This window comes from Streptomyces sp. NPDC003393, assembly GCF_053589015.1.
Map to the genome: position 1 here is coordinate 113,472 of NZ_JBSFRB010000014.1, position 18,653 is coordinate 132,124.

Annotated in this window: 15 protein-coding genes, 1 pseudogene and 1 riboswitch; of the genes and pseudogenes, 10 read left to right on the plus strand and 6 right to left on the minus strand. The window is 73.8% G+C overall.

What is annotated here, in order from left to right; translation table 11 throughout:
* Positions 1 to 2: 2 nt before the first annotated feature.
* The 4 genes from ACWDUZ_RS16640 (at position 3) to ACWDUZ_RS16655 (ending at position 6,561) form a co-directional block, all read left to right on the plus strand.
* Complete coding sequence (locus tag ACWDUZ_RS16640; RefSeq protein WP_451632528.1) at positions 3 to 3,032, plus strand: caspase family protein; 3,030 nt, start codon at positions 3 to 5, stop codon at positions 3,030 to 3,032.
* A 44-nt stretch (positions 3,033 to 3,076) separates the two neighbouring features.
* Entirely contained in the window at positions 3,077 to 4,462 is a 1,386-nt protein-coding gene (locus tag ACWDUZ_RS16645) for an extracellular solute-binding protein (RefSeq protein ID WP_451632529.1), read from the plus strand.
* Between the two features lie 444 nt (positions 4,463 to 4,906).
* Positions 4,907 to 6,250: a tetratricopeptide repeat protein gene (locus tag ACWDUZ_RS16650; RefSeq protein WP_451632530.1), complete on the plus strand. Its 1,344-nt coding sequence runs from the start codon at positions 4,907 to 4,909 to the stop codon at positions 6,248 to 6,250.
* 29 nt (positions 6,251 to 6,279) lie between these two features.
* Positions 6,280 to 6,561 (plus strand): ribosomal protein L7/L12, encoded by a 282-nt coding sequence (locus tag ACWDUZ_RS16655; RefSeq protein ID WP_451632531.1) that lies wholly within the window; start codon positions 6,280 to 6,282, stop codon positions 6,559 to 6,561.
* Between the two features lie 14 nt (positions 6,562 to 6,575).
* Here the strand turns inward: ACWDUZ_RS16655 and ACWDUZ_RS16660 are convergent, their stop codons facing one another.
* On the minus strand, positions 6,576 to 7,394 hold the full coding sequence (locus ACWDUZ_RS16660) for a hypothetical protein (protein WP_451632532.1): 819 nt from the start codon (positions 7,392 to 7,394) through the stop codon (positions 6,576 to 6,578).
* Positions 7,395 to 7,826: 432 nt separating this feature from the next.
* Between ACWDUZ_RS16660 and thrS the strand changes: the two are divergent.
* Together thrS and ACWDUZ_RS16670 are read left to right on the plus strand one after the other, a co-directional pair.
* Positions 7,827 to 9,077, plus strand: a pseudogene (gene thrS / locus ACWDUZ_RS16665) (threonine--tRNA ligase); the annotation flags it as partial.
* A 51-nt stretch (positions 9,078 to 9,128) separates the two neighbouring features.
* Positions 9,129 to 10,103 carry a nucleoside hydrolase gene (locus ACWDUZ_RS16670; protein WP_451632533.1) on the plus strand — a complete coding sequence of 325 codons (975 nt, stop codon included), beginning with the start codon at positions 9,129 to 9,131 and terminating at the stop codon, positions 10,101 to 10,103.
* Here ACWDUZ_RS16670 and ACWDUZ_RS16675 read toward each other — a convergent pair.
* Positions 10,100 to 11,239, minus strand: a complete 1,140-nt coding sequence (locus ACWDUZ_RS16675) for a HoxN/HupN/NixA family nickel/cobalt transporter (protein WP_451632534.1) — start codon at positions 11,237 to 11,239, stop codon at positions 10,100 to 10,102. The genes ACWDUZ_RS16670 and ACWDUZ_RS16675 overlap by 4 nt on opposite strands.
* Positions 11,238 to 11,426, minus strand: a riboswitch (cobalamin riboswitch). It overlaps the preceding gene by 2 nt.
* An 80-nt stretch (positions 11,427 to 11,506) precedes the next feature.
* On the opposite strand from ACWDUZ_RS16675, the gene ACWDUZ_RS16680 reads away from it, so the two are divergent.
* Both ACWDUZ_RS16680 and ACWDUZ_RS16685 read left to right on the plus strand, forming a co-directional pair.
* Positions 11,507 to 11,866 (plus strand): metalloregulator ArsR/SmtB family transcription factor, encoded by a 360-nt coding sequence (locus ACWDUZ_RS16680; protein WP_451632535.1) that lies wholly within the window; start codon positions 11,507 to 11,509, stop codon positions 11,864 to 11,866.
* A 109-nt stretch (positions 11,867 to 11,975) separates the two neighbouring features.
* A complete protein-coding gene (locus tag ACWDUZ_RS16685) occupies positions 11,976 to 13,709 on the plus strand; it encodes a glycoside hydrolase family 13 protein (RefSeq protein ID WP_451632536.1) in 1,734 nt (577 codons plus the stop codon).
* 67 nt (positions 13,710 to 13,776) lie between these two features.
* Here the strand turns inward: ACWDUZ_RS16685 and ACWDUZ_RS16690 are convergent, their stop codons facing one another.
* Positions 13,777 to 14,517: a DUF4142 domain-containing protein gene (locus tag ACWDUZ_RS16690; RefSeq protein ID WP_451632563.1), complete on the minus strand. Its 741-nt coding sequence runs from the start codon at positions 14,515 to 14,517 to the stop codon at positions 13,777 to 13,779.
* Positions 14,518 to 14,861: 344 nt separating this feature from the next.
* On the opposite strand from ACWDUZ_RS16690, the gene ACWDUZ_RS16695 reads away from it, so the two are divergent.
* Entirely contained in the window at positions 14,862 to 15,770 is a 909-nt protein-coding gene (locus tag ACWDUZ_RS16695; protein ID WP_451632564.1) for an NAD(P)-dependent oxidoreductase, read from the plus strand.
* Positions 15,771 to 15,780: 10 nt separating this feature from the next.
* Here the strand turns inward: ACWDUZ_RS16695 and ACWDUZ_RS16700 are convergent, their stop codons facing one another.
* Together ACWDUZ_RS16700 and ACWDUZ_RS16705 are read right to left on the minus strand one after the other, a co-directional pair.
* Positions 15,781 to 16,734, minus strand: a complete 954-nt coding sequence (locus ACWDUZ_RS16700; protein ID WP_451632537.1) for an SCO2400 family protein — start codon at positions 16,732 to 16,734, stop codon at positions 15,781 to 15,783.
* Positions 16,735 to 16,920: 186 nt separating this feature from the next.
* Complete coding sequence (locus ACWDUZ_RS16705; RefSeq protein WP_451632538.1) at positions 16,921 to 17,286, minus strand: hypothetical protein; 366 nt, start codon at positions 17,284 to 17,286, stop codon at positions 16,921 to 16,923.
* Between ACWDUZ_RS16705 and ACWDUZ_RS16710 the strand changes: the two genes are divergently transcribed.
* Positions 17,261 to 17,698, plus strand: a complete 438-nt coding sequence (locus ACWDUZ_RS16710; RefSeq protein WP_451632539.1) for a zinc ribbon domain-containing protein — start codon at positions 17,261 to 17,263, stop codon at positions 17,696 to 17,698. The genes ACWDUZ_RS16705 and ACWDUZ_RS16710 overlap by 26 nt on opposite strands.
* Here the strand turns inward: ACWDUZ_RS16710 and ACWDUZ_RS16715 are convergent.
* A complete protein-coding gene (locus ACWDUZ_RS16715) occupies positions 17,611 to 18,381 on the minus strand; it encodes a hypothetical protein (protein WP_451632565.1) in 771 nt (256 codons plus the stop codon). The two genes, ACWDUZ_RS16710 and ACWDUZ_RS16715, sit on opposite strands and share 88 nt — an antisense overlap.
* Positions 18,382 to 18,653 lie beyond the last annotated feature (272 nt).

The window sequence follows — 18,653 nt, forward strand, 5'->3', positions numbered from 1 at the left end:
CCGTGAGCCCTCTCGACCCGCGCGGACAGGAGAACCGGGCGCTGCTGGTCTGCGTCTCGGAGTACGACCACACGCAGCCGTCCGAGCCGGACGGGGTCCCCGGCGATCTTCCCGCGGTCAAGCACAACCTCAACCGGCTCCGCCACGCCCTGCAGCGCGGCAGGGTGTTCGACGAGCGGGAGATCATCCTCTGCCGCTCGCCGTCCCTGGACGACTTCACGGACGAGCTGCACACCGCCGCCCAGGAGGCCGAAGGGCTGCTGCTGTGCTACTTCGCCGGGCACGGCGCCGTGCCCAGCGCGGGCAACGAGCTGTTCCTCCAGATGCGCAACGCGCGCGTGGTCGCGGGCGGGCAGGCGGTGTTCCCGGGCGCGGACGCGTTCTCCTCGGTGCTCACCGTGCTCGCCGGCAGCGGAGCCCGCAGGATCGTGGTGATCCTGGACTGCTGCTACGCGGGCAACGCCGCGCGGGTGTGGCACGACTTCGCGCACCGCCACAGGATCCTGCTGCTGATGGGCGTGCAGGCCAACCGCCTCATCGACTCGGGCGACGGCGGCGGACCGACCCCGTTCACCGCGGAACTGGTGCGGCTGCTCGGCGCGGACGAGGACCTGTCGGCGCTGGAGCTCTTCACCCGGGCGCGCCAGGAGATGCTCCGGGCGGACCGCACGACGACCCTCGGGGACCTGTGGGAACCGCAGTTCGTCGCGGAGCCGGGCACGGACGTACTGCTGACCGCCCGTTCCACTGTCCCAGCGCGGGCTCGGGCCGGTTCGGGTTCCGGGGCGGGACCTGGGCCGGCTCCCGGAACCGGTCCCGTTCCCGTGCCGGATGTCGTGCCCGCACTCCCGTCCGAAGCGAACCCTGGGCCCGGAGCGGTCTCCGGACCCGTGCCAGGACCGCGGCCCGGCTCCACCAGCGGGTCCGTACCACCGGTGACGGGGCCCGGGCCCGCGGCGGGCCCCGGATCCGAACCCGCCTCGCCCGCTGGACCGGCGCCCGCGGCGCACACCGGCTCCGGAGCCGCGGCCACAGCGCCTACGGGCTCCGGACCCGCGTCCGCACCGGATCGCGGTCCCGGACCCGCGTCCGCCCCGGATCCCGGGTCCGCGTCCGGGCCCGGACCCGCACCGTCGTCCGGGTCCCGCGACCCCGCCTCGCCTCAGTCGTCCGAGGATCGGGCGCCCTCCGCGCAGTCGTCGGTGGCGCCGCCGGGAGGCGAGCGGACGGGGCAGGTTCCGGGCGGCGCGTCCGGTGGGCTCCGGGCGGTGCTTCGTGCCGGGCGGCGGCGGGTGCGCGCCGTCGTGAAGTGGTTCGGGGGGCGGGGCCGGCCGGCGAAGGGTCTGCTGAGCGCCGGGCTCGTGCTGGTGCTCGCCGGGGCCGGTTTCGCCGGCTACCGGTTAGGGGGATTCGGCGGCGACCACTCCTGCGCCCCTCCGCTCGAACTGCGCCTGCTGACCGACCCCGACCTGGAGCCCACGGTCCGCGCCGCCGCCGACGCGTTCCTCACCTCGAAGGCCAACACCACCGGGCACGACTGCCGCCGTGCCGGGATCACCGTCTACAGCGCGGGTGCGAGCAGCGCGGTCACCGCGCTGCGCCGGCAGACCGACGCCTGGCAGGAGCCCCGCGGGGAGGACACCAACCCGCAGCGGGACATCGGACCGCAGCCGGACGTCTGGATACCCGCCTCGCTCACGGACGTCGCCCGGGTCACCACCGAGCGGACCGACCGCACCTTCGCCGAACTCCTGCCGGACACCGAGCCGTTCGTGTACTCCCCCGTCGTCCTGGCCGTCCCGCAGAACATCGCCGGGGCCGCCCTGGACGAACGGGTCGGACTCCCCCTGTCCCGGCTGATCTCCGACCTGAAGGAACAGGACCGCGGCGCCGGTGTGCTGCGCCCCGACCCGGAGGTCACCGACTCCGCGCTGCTGGCGACGATCGGCCTGTACGGCGGTGGAGGCGCCGACCCGCGCGGTGCCGAGCAGAGCGTCCGACCCACGGGGCCGCCCGCCCCGACCGCCGCCGACCTGCTGTGCGCGCTGCCGGGCGACCGTGCGGTGGACGACCGTACGGCCGCCCTCGTGCCGGAGTTCCTGCTCAGGAGCGGTGTCGGCTGCGCGCGGACGACGCGGGTGCCGCGCAGCGCCGAGTACCCGGTCGACGTGCCGGCGCTGACGCCCGTGTTCGTGCGGGTCCGCTGGGAGGGCGGCGACCGGGACGAGGCGGACCGGGAGGACGCCGTGCGCCGCTTCCACCAGTGGCTGACCGGCGAGGACGGGCTCGCGGCCTTCGGCCGCGCAGGTTTCCGCTCCGCGTCGGATCCGGGGCATCCGCTGCTCGACGCCGAGCACCCCGGGACGGGTGTGCTGCGCGACCCCAGTCCGCTGCCTGGCACCGCCGGGCAGACGGCGATGGACACCGCGCTCGAGAGCTACCGCAGTGCCGACGGCCCCGGCCGGGTGCTCTACCTCCTGGACAGCTCCGGTTCGATGAACACGCGGTGGCCGGGCCCCAGCGGCGGCCCCGGCATCCTCAAGCAGTCCCTGGGCGGGCTGGGCGGCCAGGACGAGTACGGGATCTGGGCGGTCCACGGCACGGCCGACGGCCCGCGGTACGAGACGCTGCTGTCCTTCGGGCCGCACCGCCGCGGCGACGCCGAACGCGCCGTCGACAGCAGGGCGCGGGTGCGGGACGCGGAGGCCGACCCGCACGCGGCCCTGCTCGCGGCCCTCGACGACATGGCCCGGCGCGGCACCGACGACGAGCGCCCGCAGCTGATCGTCTTCGTCACCGACGACGAGGACGACAACCGGCTGGCCGGGAAGAACCTGGACGAGGTGCTGAGGCGGGCGGCGACGGCGAAGGTGCCGGTGGACATGGTGTCCCTGGTCAGCGGCGGCTGCGACAAGGGCCGCCCGGACGCCCGGATCGCCGACGCGAGCCACGGCCGCTGCCTGGACGCGAGCGACGACCTCGGCACCGGCCTGCACGACGAGGTCGCGCGCGTGGGAACGGGGGAGGACTGATGGCACGGCGGCCGGGACGATGCCGGGCGAGCGCGAAAGGACCGGTGGGACGACGGCGGGTCGCGCTCTGTCTGCTGCCCCTGCTGCTCGCGGCCGGCGCCTGCACCGGCGGCGGCCCCCGGGACGCCCGGACGCCCGCCGCCGATGTGCCCGGCGAGATCGTGGTGGCCAGCGGCCGCGACGTGACCGGCAAGGGCGGCATCCGCCAGCAGCTCATCGACGCCTGGAACCGGCAGCAGGAGAAGCAGAACTCCGGCTACCACGCCCGGCTGGTCGAACTCCCCGGCTCCGCCGACGAGCAGCGCAGCCAGCTGCTGGGCGCGCTGCAGTCGGGCAGCGCCGAGTACGACGTGGTCAACCTGGACGTGACATGGGTGCCCGAGTTCGCGGAGGCGGGGCTGATCAAGCCGCTGGCCGACAGCGCGATCGACGGCGACGTCATCCCCTCGGTGGCCGGCACGGCCCGCTGGAAGGACCGGGTGTACGCGGTGCCGTTCAACAGCGACGTGGGGCTGCTGTACTACCGGCGCGACCACCTGCGCGAGGCGGGCGTGCAGCAGACCACCCTCGGTCCCGGCCTGACCTGGCAGAACCTGATCGACATCGGTGACGCCCTCGACGACCACCCGCCCAAGGGCTACGAGAAGCTGTGGACGACGCAGCTGGCCGCGTACGAGGGCCGTACGGTCAACGCCGTCGAGGCGTTCGCCTCGGCCACGAAGGACTTCTCCCTCACCGACGACTCCGGCCACTACACCGGTGACGTGCAGGAGCTGACCGCCGGTCTCGTGGAGCTGCGCCGGCGCACCGAGCGGCCGTACACCCTGGACGACGCCTTCCGCTCCGACGAGGCGGCCTCGCTCAGCGACTTCGCGGACGGCCGCACCGCCTTCCTGCGGCACTGGCCGTACGCCTACGGCACGCTCCACCAGACCTTCACCGAGCAGCAGCTGGGCGTGGCGCCGCTGCCCGGCCGGGCGGTCCTCGGCGGGCAGAACCTCGCGGTGACCCGGTCCTCGCCGCGGGCCCGCAAGGCCGCCGAGCTGATCACCTTCCTCACCAGCGCCCGGAGCGAACGCTGTCTGCTGGACGCGGGCTTCGCCGCGACCCGGACCTCCGCGTACGTCGACGACGGCGTCACCTGCGCCTTCGCGCCCACCGGGGGAGCGGGCGCCGGACCCTCGGCCTCGCCCACCGGCGAGAGCACCGACCGGATGCCCCGTGACGCGGCCGGCCGCCCGAAGTACGCCCGCGGCATCCTGCTCCCCGCGCTGCGCGCCGCGGTCCCCCGCCCCCGCACCCCTCTCTACGGCGCCTTCACCCAGACCCTCACCACCGAACTGGGCGACCTCTTCACCGACAACCCGTCGAGCGCCCCGGTGCTGGCGGCCCGACTGCACAAGGCCTTGCGCAAGGCGCTGCCGGACTGAGGCGGACCGGGGCGCATCCGGGCCGGGCGAACCCCGGCCGGGCGGGCGCCCCCACGGGCGGAGAGACGGACGCGCGGACCTCATGGTCCTGGACGGTCGTCTGCCGGACGGGCTGTGGGGCGACGGTTTCGGCAGGCCCGGCGTTGGCCGCGGCGACCAGCGCGGCCACGGCTATCAGGGCCGCGCCGAATCCTCTGACGTGGCGTGCGGAGAGACGACCTCGGCGCGCGACAGTGTGTCCGGGCACGGCAACCGACCTCGCAGCGACGGTGAACGACAGTGGCGGATTAATTGCGTTTAACGCGCTCTCCAACCTAGGGGGTGGATGGGCCCAACGGGAAGGGTGCCACGGAGAGTTGGGCGATGGTGGGCAAAACGTCCGGTGCTGACGGAAGGTCAGTGAAGCGTCTTGCCGTAAGTGGGCTTACTGGCATGATTAACCGCATGGCGAAGCGGGACGACCCGGAGACCATCGGGCGCAGGGTGCAGCGGTTGCGGCGGGAACGAGGACTGACCCAGCGACAGTTGGCGGAGCCCGCGTACACACCGGCGTATGTCTCCACGCTGGAGGCCGGCCGCGTGCGCCCCTCCGACGAGGCGCTCCGGCATCTGGCCGAGCGGCTCGGCGTCGCCTTCGACGAGCTGGCCACCGGACGCCCCGCCCATCTCGCCACCGACCTGCGGCTGCGGCTGACCGAGGCGCAGCGCACCCTGACCGGTGGGGACACCGCCCGGGCGACCGAGGAGTACGCCCGGCTGCTCGCCGAGGCCGAGGAGCACGAGCTGACCGAGGTGCAGGCCGAGGCCCTGCTGGGGCTCGGCGAGTGCGCCCTGGAGACCGGCGAGCTCACGAGCGCCCGCGAGCACTTCGAGCGGTCCGAGCGGGCGCTGGCCGGCTCCCCGCTGCCCGCCCGCGTCCCGGCGCTGCGGGGTCGCGCCGTCTCCCACTACCTGGCGGGCGAGCTGCGGTATGCCGTGTACCTGCTGGAGTCCACCCTCGACGAGCTCAACCGCGGGGGCCTGCACGACCCCGACGCCCTGCTGCTGCTCTACGCGAGCGTCATAGGCCCATACATGGACATGGGCGCGCACGCGCGGGCCGCGCAGGCGGCCGAGTTCGCCCTGGCCCTCGCCCCGCAGGCGGGCGACCCGGCCCTGGTGGCCCGGATGCACCGGTCGGTGGCGCGCACACTGCTCGCCGAGGGGCGGATCGCCGAGGCGGACGCCTCGCTGGCGAAGGCCGCCGAACTCTACCGACACCTCCAGCTGCGCACCGAACTGGCCAACTGCCACTGGATGCGCGGTTATGTCTGTGCCCAGAACGGCGAACTGGAACGGGCCGAGCAGGAGTTGCGTGCCGCGCAGGACATGCTGAGCGCCCGCCGCGCCGCCCTCTACACCAGCCAGGTCGTGGTCGAACTGGCCGATGTGCTGCACCGGCGCGGCAAGTCCGAGGAGGCCGCCGAACTGCTGCGGGGGGTCCTCGGTGACCTGCACTCCGAGCGGGGCGCCGTGCACGCCGCCGCCGCCCACCGCCTGCTCGGCATCATCGCCGAGGACGCCCGCGACACGGAGGCGGCCGAGGAGCACTACGTGCGCGCGCTGAGCCTGCTGGAGCGGGCCGGTGCCGCGGGTGACCTGGCCGACCTGTGCCGGCTCCTCGGCGACCTGCTGCGCCGCACCGGCCGGGTGGAGGCGGCCCTGGACGCCTACCGCACCGGTCTGGGCCACCGCACCGCCCCCGGCACGACGACGATCGGCCCGGCCCCGGCCCAGCCGCCGCTGTGACAGCCGCGACAGTTCCTAGGATCGCTGTCATGGACATATTGACGTGGTCGGCCGTCGCCGTGGTCGTGCTCGCCGGTGTCGCCGGCATCGAGAGCCGGATCTCCCGGGCGGACCGGCGCATGGCCCGCATGGAGCGCAAACTCGACCTGATCCTCGACCACCTGGGGCTGCGGGAGGAGGACCTGCGGCTGGAGGAGGTGACCCGGCTGCTGCGCGCCGGGAAGCGGATCGAGGCCGTCAAGGTGTACCGGGAGGCGACGGGCAGCGGCCTGAAGGAGGCCAAGGACGCCGTGGACCGGATGGCCGCCTGAGACCCCTTCGGTGGTCAGGCCTGGGCGCGGGCGGAGCGGCGGACGTCGGTCAGGCGCTGGGCGCCGGACTGGACGGCGTGGGCGGTGACGTTGGGCGGGAGGGCGCCCGGAGCGCCCTCGGTGAGGGCGATCGCCTCGTTTCCGACGCGTACGGCGGCGACCTCCAGGGTGAGGGTGGTGGTGGGCTCCGTGTTCCGTTCGTCCTCCTCCCAGTCGTCCCACTCGGAGTCGTAGAAGTCGTCCATGTTCGGCTGCGAGGTGAAAACGATCCGCAGGCCCTGGCGGGCGTCGCCGACGTCCGGCAGGTCGAGGGCGGTGACCCGTACGTCCTGCTCCCCGGACCGGGTGGTCGTCGCCGTGAAGCGGGAGCACTTCTCCGGCAGCGTCCTCAGCCAGGCCAGGGCGCGGTCCACGTCCGTCGGGCGCTGTGAGAGGACCTGGTAGCGCAGTTGGGCGGAGTCGTCTCCGTCGTCGAACCCGGTCGCCGCGTACGTGCCGGCCGGGGCGCCGAGCGGCTGGTCGCTGTAGAGGGCGTCCAGGAGGCGCTGGCAGTCCGCGACGGTGGTCCGGGCCTTGAGCACCCCGTCCCGCCAGGTCGCGGCGCCCTGCGTCGGAGCCCACGGCGCGCCGAGGTCGGCCTCGGTGAGCAGCGCGGCCTGCGCCTGCGCGGCGGTCAGCGTGGTGGAGGCGCCCGGCGTGTCGGACCCGGCCGGGCGGGTGGCCGCCGAGGTGGAGGCGTCGCCGGACCCGGACGTGCAGGCGGTCGCGGTCATCAGGGCGGCCGTGCACAGGACGCAGGCGGGCAGGAGGCGGGCGGCCGGCAGACGGTGCATGAGCGGATGCCTCCAGAGGAGCGGGCGGTGACACGGAGTGGGCGTTCGTCTCCACGGCACCACCTGGCCGCCCCGCCCACCAGCGCGCCGGGCCGTGCGGGTGCGGGCCGTACGGGTGACGAGGTCGCGGGCCGGGCGGCCCGGCCCGCACCGCACGGGGGGAGAACCGCGGGGAGACGTGCGAGGAGGAGGGCGAGGAGGAGGGCGAGGAGAAAATCCCTCGCGTGCGCGTCCGGCCCGCTGCTAGCGTCCCGCCCATGCAGCGTGCCGTGCCGTCCATCCCGTCGTTCCTCGTGACGACGACGCCGGAGAGTGTCCCGGCGCGCCGACAGCTGAGCTGATCGAAGAAGCCCCGGGGCGAGTGCCCGGGGCTTCGGCGTTCCTCCGCTCTCCGCCTCCAGGGCTCCTCGCCCCTCCCGCCGCACCCGCACCCCTGAGGAGTCCGCCATGCACGACCACCGCCGCCTCGGCCGAGAGCTCGCCCTGTTCGACACCGACCCGCTGATCGGGGCCGGCCTGCCGTACTGGCTGCCCGACGGCGCCGTGGTGCGCCACGAACTGGAGGAGTACATCCGCGAGGCCGAGCGCGCGGCCGGCTACCGGCACGTGTACTCGCCCGTTCTCGGCAAACGCGAGCTGTACGAGATCTCAGGGCACTGGGCGCACTACAGCGACGACATGTTCCCGCCGATGGAGCTGGGCGCCGAGCAGGTCGTCCTGCGCCCGAGCCTGTGCCCGCACCACGCCCTCGTCTACCGTTCCCGCTCCCACAGCTACCGCGAACTGCCGCTGCGGATCGCCGAGCTGGGCGGCATGTACCGCTCGGAGCTGTCCGGCGTCCTCGGCGGGCTGACCCGGGTGCGGGCCATCCAGCTCAACGACGCCCATGTCTTCTGCACCCTGGACCAGGCCGTCGACGAGGCCCGTGCCGCCCTGGACCTGATCGCCCGCGCCTACGCCGACCTCGGCATCGAGGCCGCCCGCCACCGGCTGTCCCTGCCCGGCGAGGGCGGCAAGTACGTCGCCGACCCGGAGCTGTGGCGGCGGGCCACCGCGCTGCTGAGGGAGGTCCTCGACGGGGCCGGTGTGCCCTACGAGGAGGCCGAGGGCGAGGCGGCCTTCTACGGGCCCAAGATCGACGTGCAGATCGTGGACGGGGCCGGCCGCGAGGCCACCCTGTCCACCGTGCAGATCGACTTCCACCAGCCCGAGCGGTTCGACCTGCACTACATCGGCGCCGACGGCGCCAAGCACCGCCCGGTGATGGTGCACCGCAGCGTCATCGGCAGCGTGGAGCGCGCCGTCGCGCACCTGATCGAACGGCACGGCGGGGCCTTCCCCGTGTGGCTGGCGCCCGTGCAGCTGGTGGTGCTGCCGGTGGCCGAGGCGCAGGCGGCGCGCGCCGAGGAGGTCGTGGAGCAGGCCCGGGCGCGCGGACTGCGGGCCGAGCTCGCCGGTCCGGAGCAGGGCACCCTGGGGGCCAGGATCCGGGCGGCGCGACTCGTGCCGTACCAGGCCGTGATCGGGGAGCGGGAGGCCGGGGCGGGACTGGCCGCGCCGCGGCTGCGGGACGGGCGCCGGCCGGGGCCCGTGCCCGTCGCGGAACTGCTGGACCGGATCGCGGAGCAGGTGGCGGCGCGAGGCACCGGACTGTGGGGTGAGGGCGAGGCGCCCGGCGCATAAGGTCGCAGTGTCGGGGCGTCCGCCGACGGAACGTTCACCAGGGAGCCCGCCGTGACCGGTCAGTCCACCTCCGCCACCCCCGTGATCATCGACTGCGACACCGGTGTCGACGACGCACTGGCCCTGCTGTTCGCCGTCCGCCACCCGGGCCTGGAACTGCGCGCGGTCGGCTGCGTGGCCGGGAACACGGACGTGGACCAGGTGGTACGCAACACGCTGACCGTCCTGGAACAGGCGGGCGCTCCCGAGATCCCCGTGGCGCGGGGCGCCGAACGCCCGCTGATCGAGCCCCTGCGCACCGCGCACCACGTGCACGGCCGGGACGGCATGGGCGACCTCGGGCTGCCCGAGCCACGCCGCCGCCCGGCCGGCGTGGACGCGGTGACACTGCTCCGCCGCGAGATCCTCGCCTCGCCCCGCCCCGTCACCCTGATCCCGACGGCCCCGCTGACGAACATCGCGCTGCTGCTGCGCACCCATCCGGAGGTGACGCGCAACATCGAGCGGATCGTGTTCATGGGCGGCGCGGTCGCCACCGGCAACGCCACCGCGGTCGCCGAGTTCAATGTCTGGCACGACCCGGAGGCGGCGGCGATCCTGCTCACCGCCGGGGTGCCGATCACGATGTACGGGCTGGACGTGTTCCAGCGGGTGATCGTCCCGGCCGACGACGTACGCAGACTGCGCGACAGCGCCGAGCCGGGCGCGAACCTCGCGGGACGGCTGCTCGCCCACCGCGACCCGGTGACCTCCGCGCAGGACCCCTCCGGCGGGCTCGGGGACGCGGGCGCCGTGTGCTCGGTCGCCGACCCGGCGGGGCTGACCACGCGGCGGCTGCCGGTGGAGGTGAACCTCGCGCCGGGCCCGGCGCGCGGCCAGACGGTCGTCGACCGCCGGCCGCGCCCGGGCGAGGCGGAGCTCCACGGCGAGGCTCGCGAACAGCGGCTGGTGGACGTGGCGTTGGACATCGACCCCGACCGGTACGTGAAGCTGTACCTGGCCACGGTCGAAGGCAACAGCCCTTAGTCCGTCTCCGCCGCCCGGACCGCCCAGCGCTGTTCCACCTTGGCCGCCTTCCAGTACGCCAGCGCCGCCGCCCACACCACGACGAAGAGGCCGACGATGATGTAGCCCACGTTGTCCAGGTCGAGGCCGGCGATCCAGCCGGTGACGTCGTCACGCAGGTCGAGCTTGTCGTGCAGGACGCCGACGAGTTCGATCGTGCCGATGAAGAAGGCGACGGCGATGGACAGGCCGGTGATGGTGAGGTTGTAGAACACCTTGCGGACGGGGTTGGAGAAGGCCCACTGGTACGCGAAGTTCATGAACGTGCCGTCGAGGGTGTCGAACAGGCTCATCCCGGCCGCGAAGAGCAGGGGCAGGCAGAGGATCGCGTACCAGGGCAGTCCGGCCGCCGCGCCCGACCCGGCCATCACCATCAGGGTGACCTCGGTGGCCGTGTCGAAGCCGAGGCCGAAGAGGAAACCGAGCGGGAACATCTGCCCCGGCCGCGAGACGGACCGGGTCAGCCGGCCGAGGACGCGGTTCATGAACCCCCGGGAGTCCAGGTGCTGTTCGAGCTCGCGCTCGTCGTAGGTGCCGGCCCGCATCGCGCGGAAGACCTTGAGGATGCCCACCAGGGCGACCAGGTTGAGGGCGGCGATCAGATAGAGGAAGGTCCCGGAGACGGTGGTCCCCATGAAGCCGAGGACCTGGTGGGTGCGCGAGCCGTCGTCCATGACCTTGCCGGCCAGCGAGGTCCCGCCGGCGATCAGCAGGGCCAGGAGCACCACCACGCTGGAGTGGCCCAGCGCGAACCAGAAGCCCACCGAGACCGGGCGCTTGCCGTCGGCCATGAGCTTGCGGGTGGTGTTGTCGATGGCGGCGATGTGGTCGGCGTCGAAGGCGTGCCGCATGCCGAGGGTGTAGGCGGTGATGCCGAGGCCGATGCCGAAGGCCTTGGTGCCGACCCGGTAGTGCTCGGGAACGACGAGCAGGAACAGGATCCCGAAGGCGACGACGTGCAGGGCGAGGATCACCCCCATCAGCCCCGCGGTCTTGAAGGTGTCCTCCCGGCGCCAGGCGAAGGCGGCCTCGGTCGTCGTCGGGGCAGGGTTGGGCAGGGTCATCCGGTCATCACGCTCCAGCACCTCGTGGATCACTTCGTGAGCTGCCGTGGCCGGTCTCCTGGCTTACGGGTGGTGCGTGCCCGGCCCGCCTTCCCGGCCGTCGTACGACGGCCAGTGGCTGTCCCGCGCGGGACGTGGGCCTGGAACTCCCCGATCACAGTGGCGAGGGCCGCGTCGACCTTGCATCGACTTCCCGAACACCACGGCCCGCCCACCGTAGAGGGGGAAGCGGTCGGCTGCATAGCTGCATACCTGCGCAGGTATGGAAGATCACAGGGGTGCGCCTGCGAGGATGGCGGTATGCATCTCGTCCCTGCCGACCGCGCGGACCGCCGCACCATCGACGGTCACCGGGTGTGCGACGCCATCGCGGCGATCGGCGACGCCGCGCACGTCCGCGCCTGGGCGGACCGTTTCTCGCTGCTCGCCGACCCCAAGCGGCTCGCGCTGCTGCTCGCCCTGCACCGCACCGGCCCACTGGCCGTCTCCGACCTCGCGATCGCCACCGGCATGAACGACCCGGCCGTCTCCCAGGCCCTGCGGCTGCTGCGGGCGGCCGGGGTGGTGGAGGGCGAGAAGGAGGGGCGCGTGGTGCGCTACCGGGTGGTGGACCGCGACGTACGGGGCCTGCTGGAGCACTGTGCGGCGGACGCCGGCTGACGTACGCCCCCTTTGCCGCCCCCTCTGCCTCCTGTGGCGGTTTCATATTTCCGGCGATCGGGACAGAGTTCTCTTTGTTGCATCGACGACGCACCGAAGAGGAGATCGCGTGACCGACCGCACCACCACGCACGACTCGACGGACACCTCCCCCCACGACTCCACGCGCGTCGCCACGGGCACCGCCCCCGGCGACGCACCCCTCGACCTCTCCCCCAAGAACCCCGACCGGTGGCGGCAGGCCGTCGTCTACCAGGTCTACCCCCGCAGCTTCGCCGACGCCGACGGTGACGGGCTCGGCGACATCCGGGGCGTCACCCAGCGGCTGACCCACCTCGCCGCGCTCGGCGTGGACGCGCTCTGGCTGAGCCCCTTCTACCCCTCCGAGCTGGCCGACGGCGGCTACGACGTCGCCGACCACCGGGACGTCGATCCGCGCCTGGGCACCCTCGACGACTTCGACGCCATGGTCACCGAGGCCCATCGCCTGGGCCTGAAGGTGATCGTCGACATCGTCCCCAACCACAGCTCCCACCTGCACCCCTGGTTCCAGGAGGCGCTGCGGGCCGGGCCCGGCTCTCCGGCCCGCGACCGGTACGTCTTCCGCGACGGACGCGGCGAGCACGGTGAACTCCCGCCCACCGACTGGCAGTCCGTCTTCGGCGGCAGCGCCTGGCGGCGGGTGCCGGACGGGCAGTGGTACCTGCACCTGTTCGCGCCCGAGCAGCCGGACTTCAACTGGGAGAACGAGGAGGTCCGCGCCGACTTCCGCGCCACCCTGCGCTTCTGGTCCGACCGGGGCGTGGACGGCTTCCGCGTCGACGTGGCGCACGCCCTGGTCAAGGACCTCGACGAACCGCTCCGCGACGTCGGGGACATCGGGGTCACCGGCGAGGACGCCCTGCCGCGCATGGCGCCCGGCAGCCACCCGTACTGGGACCGGGACGGCGTCCACGAGATCTACCGCGACTGGCGCAAGATCTTCGACACCTACCTCCCGCCCCGTACGGCGGTCGCCGAGGCCTGGGTGCCGGACAGCCGGCGCGCGCTGTACGCCCGCCCGGACGAACTGGGCCAGGCCTTCAACTTCGAGTACCTGCAGACCGGCTGGGACGCCGGTGAGCTGCGCCGGGTCATCGCCGCCTCGCTGGCCGGCGCGCGGGCCGCCGGGGCCTCGGCCACCTGGGTGCTGTCCAACCACGACGTGATCCGGCACGCCTCACGGCTGATGCTCCCGCCGGGCACCGACGAGAACGCGTGGCTGCTGTCCGGTGGACGCGCCCCGGCCGTCGACGAGGCGGCCGGGCTGCGCCGGGCCCGTGCGGCGACGCTGCTGATGCTCGCGCTGCCCGGTTCGGCCTACCTCTACCAGGGCGAGGAACTCGGCCTGCCCGAGGTCGCCGACCTGCCCACGGAGGTGCTCCAGGACCCGATCTGGGAACAGACGGGCCATGTCCGCAAGGGCAGGGACGGCTGCCGGGTGCCGCTGCCGTGGACGACCGGCGGACCGTCGTACGGCTTCGGGGCGGGCGCGGCCTGGCTGCCGCAGCCGGCCGGCTTCGCCGCCTACGCCGTGCAGGCGCAGGACGGGGTGGAGGGCTCGACGCTGGAGTTGTACCGCACGGCTCTGCGGCTGCGCCGCAAGCTGTCGGCGGGCGAGTCGCTCACCTGGGCGGAGGACGCCCCGAGCGGGGTGCTCTCCTTCACCCGGTCCGAGGGCTGGCGGTGCGTCACCAACCTGACGGACACGGACGTGCCGCTGCCGCCGGGGGAGGTGCTGCTGAGCAGCACGCCGCTGACGGGACGCCGGCTGGGACCGGACACCACCGTGTGGCTCGCGTAGGGACGGTGCCGGCGTCCCGCGCCGTTCCGTCCCTCGCCCTGCGCACGGACTCGCTCCGCCGCCGGGCTCACCGCACCGTCGGGCTGGGCGACGGCGCCCCGCCCGGTGCGCCCCCCGGAGCGCCGCCGATGTCCAGCGGGCTCGACGTGGCGTTCGGCGGCGGGGTCAGCTCGACCAGGGGCTGCCCGCCGGAGACGGGCGGCGGGGTCAGGTCCGAGGAGGGCAGCTTCGGCGGGGTCGTCTGCTCGAACAGCACCCGGTTGTAGTCGACCAGGCCGGTTTCCTCCATGACCGTGATGTGGTCCAGGACGGTGTCGTTGGCCTGGTTGGCGAGTGCGCGGACCAGGCTGTTCTGGGTGGTGGACCGGATCTTCGCGATCGTGTTGAAGATCGATCCGTGCGTCACGCGCAGGATGTTGGCCATGTCGCTGTCGAACTTCTTGCCCGCGTCCGCGCTGAGGACGGTGACGAACCCCTGTTGCTGGGGGCTGGCCGCGTTGGGCAGGTCGATGTTCAGCAGGGGTGCGATCTTCCGGCAGCTGGCGTCCAGCGCCGCGTGTCCGTCGATCAGGTGCTGACCGGCGGTGACGACCGCCTTGGTGGTGCCCTTCTTCACGGCCATCTGCCCGACGGGGTACTCCCACAGCCCGGCCGCGCGCACCTTCACCACGAAGTCGCGGTCCGCCTCCGTGAGCGGCCCCCACTGGGTCTGGGAGATGACCCTGGTGGGGTCGCTGGACACCTTCTGAAGGCCGAGCATGCCCGGATAGGCCAGTGCGACGAGGGTCAGACCGAGAGCTCCGCCCACGAAGAGGGTTCCCGTCGTGTTCCGCGAAAAGCGCACCGTGCCTCCTGCCCGGTAAGTGAAGCCCGCTCAGCGGCGGTTCGGACACACAGCAGTACGGATGGGAAGGCCTCCGAAACCTTTTGTTCTGGTAAAAAATTCCGGGATTCGGGGGCGCCGCGGGCCCGGTCGGGAAACCCGGCGCTCCCGGCTGCGCGGGCCGGACGCCGGAGCAGAGCGGCCGACGGCGGTTCTCTCCGGGACGGCCCGGCACGCGCCGGGGCCGTCCGTGTCGGCGGTGCCGGTCGCTCACCGGGCGGGCCCGGTGCGCGCGCGATACTCGCCGTATGGATCACGAAGGGGACGACATGACCGAGACCAGCCGTACCGTGGGCGTCCTGGGCGCCGGGATCATGGGCTCGGCGATGGCCCGCAACCTGGTGCGCGCCGGGCACACCGTCCGGGTCTGGAACCGGACTCGCGCCAAGGCCGAACCGCTCGCCGCCGACGGAGCGCTGGTCGCCGACACGGCCGCCGAGGCGGTGCGCGCCGCCGATGTGGTCCTGACCATGCTGTACGACGGCGGCACGGTGCTGGAGGTGATGCGTGAGGCGGCCTCCGCGGCCCGTCCGGGCGCCGCCTGGGTGCAGTCGACCACGGCCGGGCTGGAGTCGGTCGGCGAACTGGCCGCCCTGGCCCGCGAACACGGCCTGGTCTTCTACGACGCCCCGGTGCTCGGCACCAAGCAGCCTGCGGAGGCGGGGCAGCTGACGGTGCTGGCCGCCGGGCCGGCCGAGGGCCGGGACGTGGTGGCGCCGGTGTTCGACGCGGTCGGCGTCCGTACGGTGTGGACCGGCGAGGACGGGGCGGCGGCGAGCGCGACCCGGCTGAAACTGGTGGCCAACAGCTGGGTCATCGCGGCCACCACGGCGACCGGTGAGTCGCTGGCCCTGGCGAAGGCCCTCGGCGTGGACCCGCAGGGCTTCTTCGACCTCATCTCCGGCGGCCCGCTCGACATGGGCTATCTGCACGCCAAGGCCGGTCTCATCCTCGGCGGCCGGCTGATGCCGCCGAGTTTCGCCGTGGAGACGGCGGAGAAGGACGCCCGGCTGATCGTCCAGGCCGGTGAGCGGCACGGCGTCCGCCTCGACGTGGCCGCCGCGAGCGCCGAACGCTTCGCCCGCGCCGCCGCCCTGGGCCACGCCAACGAGGACATGGCGGCGGCGTACTTCGCCAGCTTCGACGACCGGGCCGCCGGCGGCCCGGAGGGAGCCTGACCGGCTCTCGTCAGCCCAGGCAGAGCACGAGCAGACACAGGTGCGGCGAAGTCGACGAGGGCGAGGCCGGCGACGGCGCGGTCGTCGGGCTGCTCTGAGCCGTTCCGGAGCCGGAGCCGTCGGAGGCGGCCGGCTGCGACGTCTGCTGCGTCTGCTGCGTCGTCGTGCCCGGGGAACGGTCGCCGCTGGAGCCGTCGGAGGTGCCCGAGGAGCCGGAGGCGCCCGACGAGGTGACGGAACCCCCCGATCCGTCCGGCTGCCGAGCCGGCGCGGACGGGTACGCGGCCGCCGGAGCGGGCACGGCCGCCGTGGTGTGCGGGGCGGCGGAGTAGGGGTGGAGGTTCTGCGCCGTGGCGGTGTCGCGGGGCGCCGGGGCCGTGGTGGGCGACTGGTGCGCGGGGCGCGTGGACGGCCGTGCGGGGGAGGCCGGCGAGGCCTGTCCGGGACCGGCGTCCCCGGTCGCCGTGCCGGTGTACCCGGCCGGCTGCCGGCCCACGGAGTCCGTGTGCGGGGTGCTCGGAGCGGGTGCCGCCTGAGCGGGGCCGGCGGTGTGCCGGTCCAGCGAGGCGACGGTCAGACCGCCGCCGACCAGCGCCACGGCGGTCGCGACCAGCGCGCGGCGCTGGGTCTTCTTCCACCGGGCCCGCTGCCGCCGCCGCGCCGCCCGCCCCGGCCGCTGCCGTACGGCCGCCGCATCCGCCGCGGCGGCGGACGTGCGGTCCGTCGCCTCGGGCCCGCCGTCCGTGGCGGTGGCGGACATCCCGTCCACGGCACCCGCCGGAACGGCGCCCGGGGCGACGTCCGGCGGCGTGAAGGAGAACACGGGGTCCGCGGCGGGCCCCGGGACGAAGGGCAGCGCGGAGTCCGCGGTGACGTTCGGGGCTATGTCCGGGGCGTAGGCCCCGCAACCGGGGCAGACGAGGGCACCGTTGAGGTGCCGTCGGCACGTGGAGCAGTAGTCCATCCGGATCTTCCTGAGTAGGCCGGCCGGGCGGCCAGCCACGCTAACAAGCGCGGCGCTCCGCTGTGTGCAGCCTGTGTGACGCTCCTGCGGGGATTCGGCGGTCCGCCCGCACCCGGGCGCAGCAGGAAGGGCCGCTTCGGAGGGCGGCGGTCAGGCCCCGCCTCCGGACGGCGGCGCCGACGGTGGTCAGGCCCGGTCGGTGAGCTCCTCGGCGTACACCTGGGACAGCGGCTGGGGGCCCACGTACTGCTGGCAGTTGCACTGGCCCGGCTCGTAGCGCACCGGCTTCTTGTTCTCGTCCCAGGCGGTCGGCACCTCCACGCGCTCGTGGCACCGGCCGTTCTTGTCGTGCTTGGCCAGGTGGTGCGTGCAGCCGCACACCGGCTCCGGCGGCTTGTGCGCGGCCTCGACGGCCAGCCGCTCCGCCTTCTGCGCCTCCATCAGCTCCAGTCTGCGCTGGTGGCGGTTGCGCAGCGCGGTGCGCGCGGTGTCGGCGAGCCACGCGAAGCCGCCGGTCCAGAACAGGATGAGCACCCACCAGATCCAGTTCATCGGTCCCCCGTCCTTCCCCCTGTGCGCATGGGTTCAGCTTATTCTTGCGAGGAATCCCCGGGCGGTCACGCCCTGGATAAATGGCATCCTCGGACCGCCGGGTGGTGTGCCGGTGGTGTACGTCGATCCGGCGTACACCTCGCGCACCTGCGCCGAGTGCGGCCACATCGACAGGGCGAACCGGGTCTCGCAGGCCTGGTTCGCGTGCCGGTCCTGCGGATTCGTTGATCATGCGGACCGGAACGGCTCCCGCAACATCCGCGCGCGTGCGTGGGAGTTGTGGCGATGCGGGGCCCAGTCAACGGCCTTTGCCCCACCACCGCGTCAGCGCGGCGGGGCTGGACGCGAACGTGTCATCACCTCCAGTGATGCCCCGTTGCGCAAGCCCGGGACCTCAGCCCCGGGTTGTTGACGATAGGCAACCGCGACCGGAACGGCAGGGGTTGGGGCGACGGTCGGGCGCCTGCGCCGGCCCGGCCGGGGCAGGCGGCGCCAGGCGCGTTCGTGGACCAGGGCCAGGACGACCGCCGTGGCCACCGCGATCAGGTGCTCGCGGCCCGCCAGGTTGGGCCTGACCACCGACTCGGCCACCATCGAGCCGCCGGTGAGGAGGAAGACGACCGGGGTGCGCCGTACCACGGACAGATAGCTGAACAGGCCCACCACGGCGGCCGACGGACCCGTGTCGAGGACGTGCCCGACCGCGGGCGGCAGCCCCAGGCCCCACCGGCCGGGCCCGATCGCGAGCATCACCCGCACGGTCAGGGTGCCGGCCAGGGTGGTGGCGTAGGAGATGAACAGGGTGCGGGCCCGGCCCAGGGTGAGCTCGGCCAGGGCGAAGGCGAGGAACAGCTGGGTGATGCCGGCCCAGACCGGAAGGTCGAGGGCCGGGACGTAGAGGGAGACGGGGGTGCGCAGCAGGGCCAGCCACAGCGGCAGGTCGCCCCGCACGCCGCCGAGGATCCGCACCGCCGTCTCGCCCCTCGGGTGCTGGGCGACCGCGTGGAAGAAGATCACACCGAAGGCGGCCACGAAGGCCAGCACCAGCCCGGACAGGCCACGGCGCGTCAGTTGCCGCAGCGGGTCCACGACCATGGCGTGCCATTCGCCGCGCAGGGTGCGCACGACGAGGCGCCCGAGCCGGGCCGGCGCCCCGCGCCCGTACGGGTACTTCCGGTTCACCTGGACCACCGCTCGGCTCCTCGAAGCAGTTCCCCACTCCGTGCGCACAACCGTATGGACCCGGCTGCGGCCCGGCGCGTTCCCACACGCCGGGCGACGTTCGTCTCAGCGCACCGGTGACCTGCGTGGAGTACGCCGGGGCAGTGCGGCCCGGCCGCGGGCGCGAGGCACCACGCGGGGGCGGG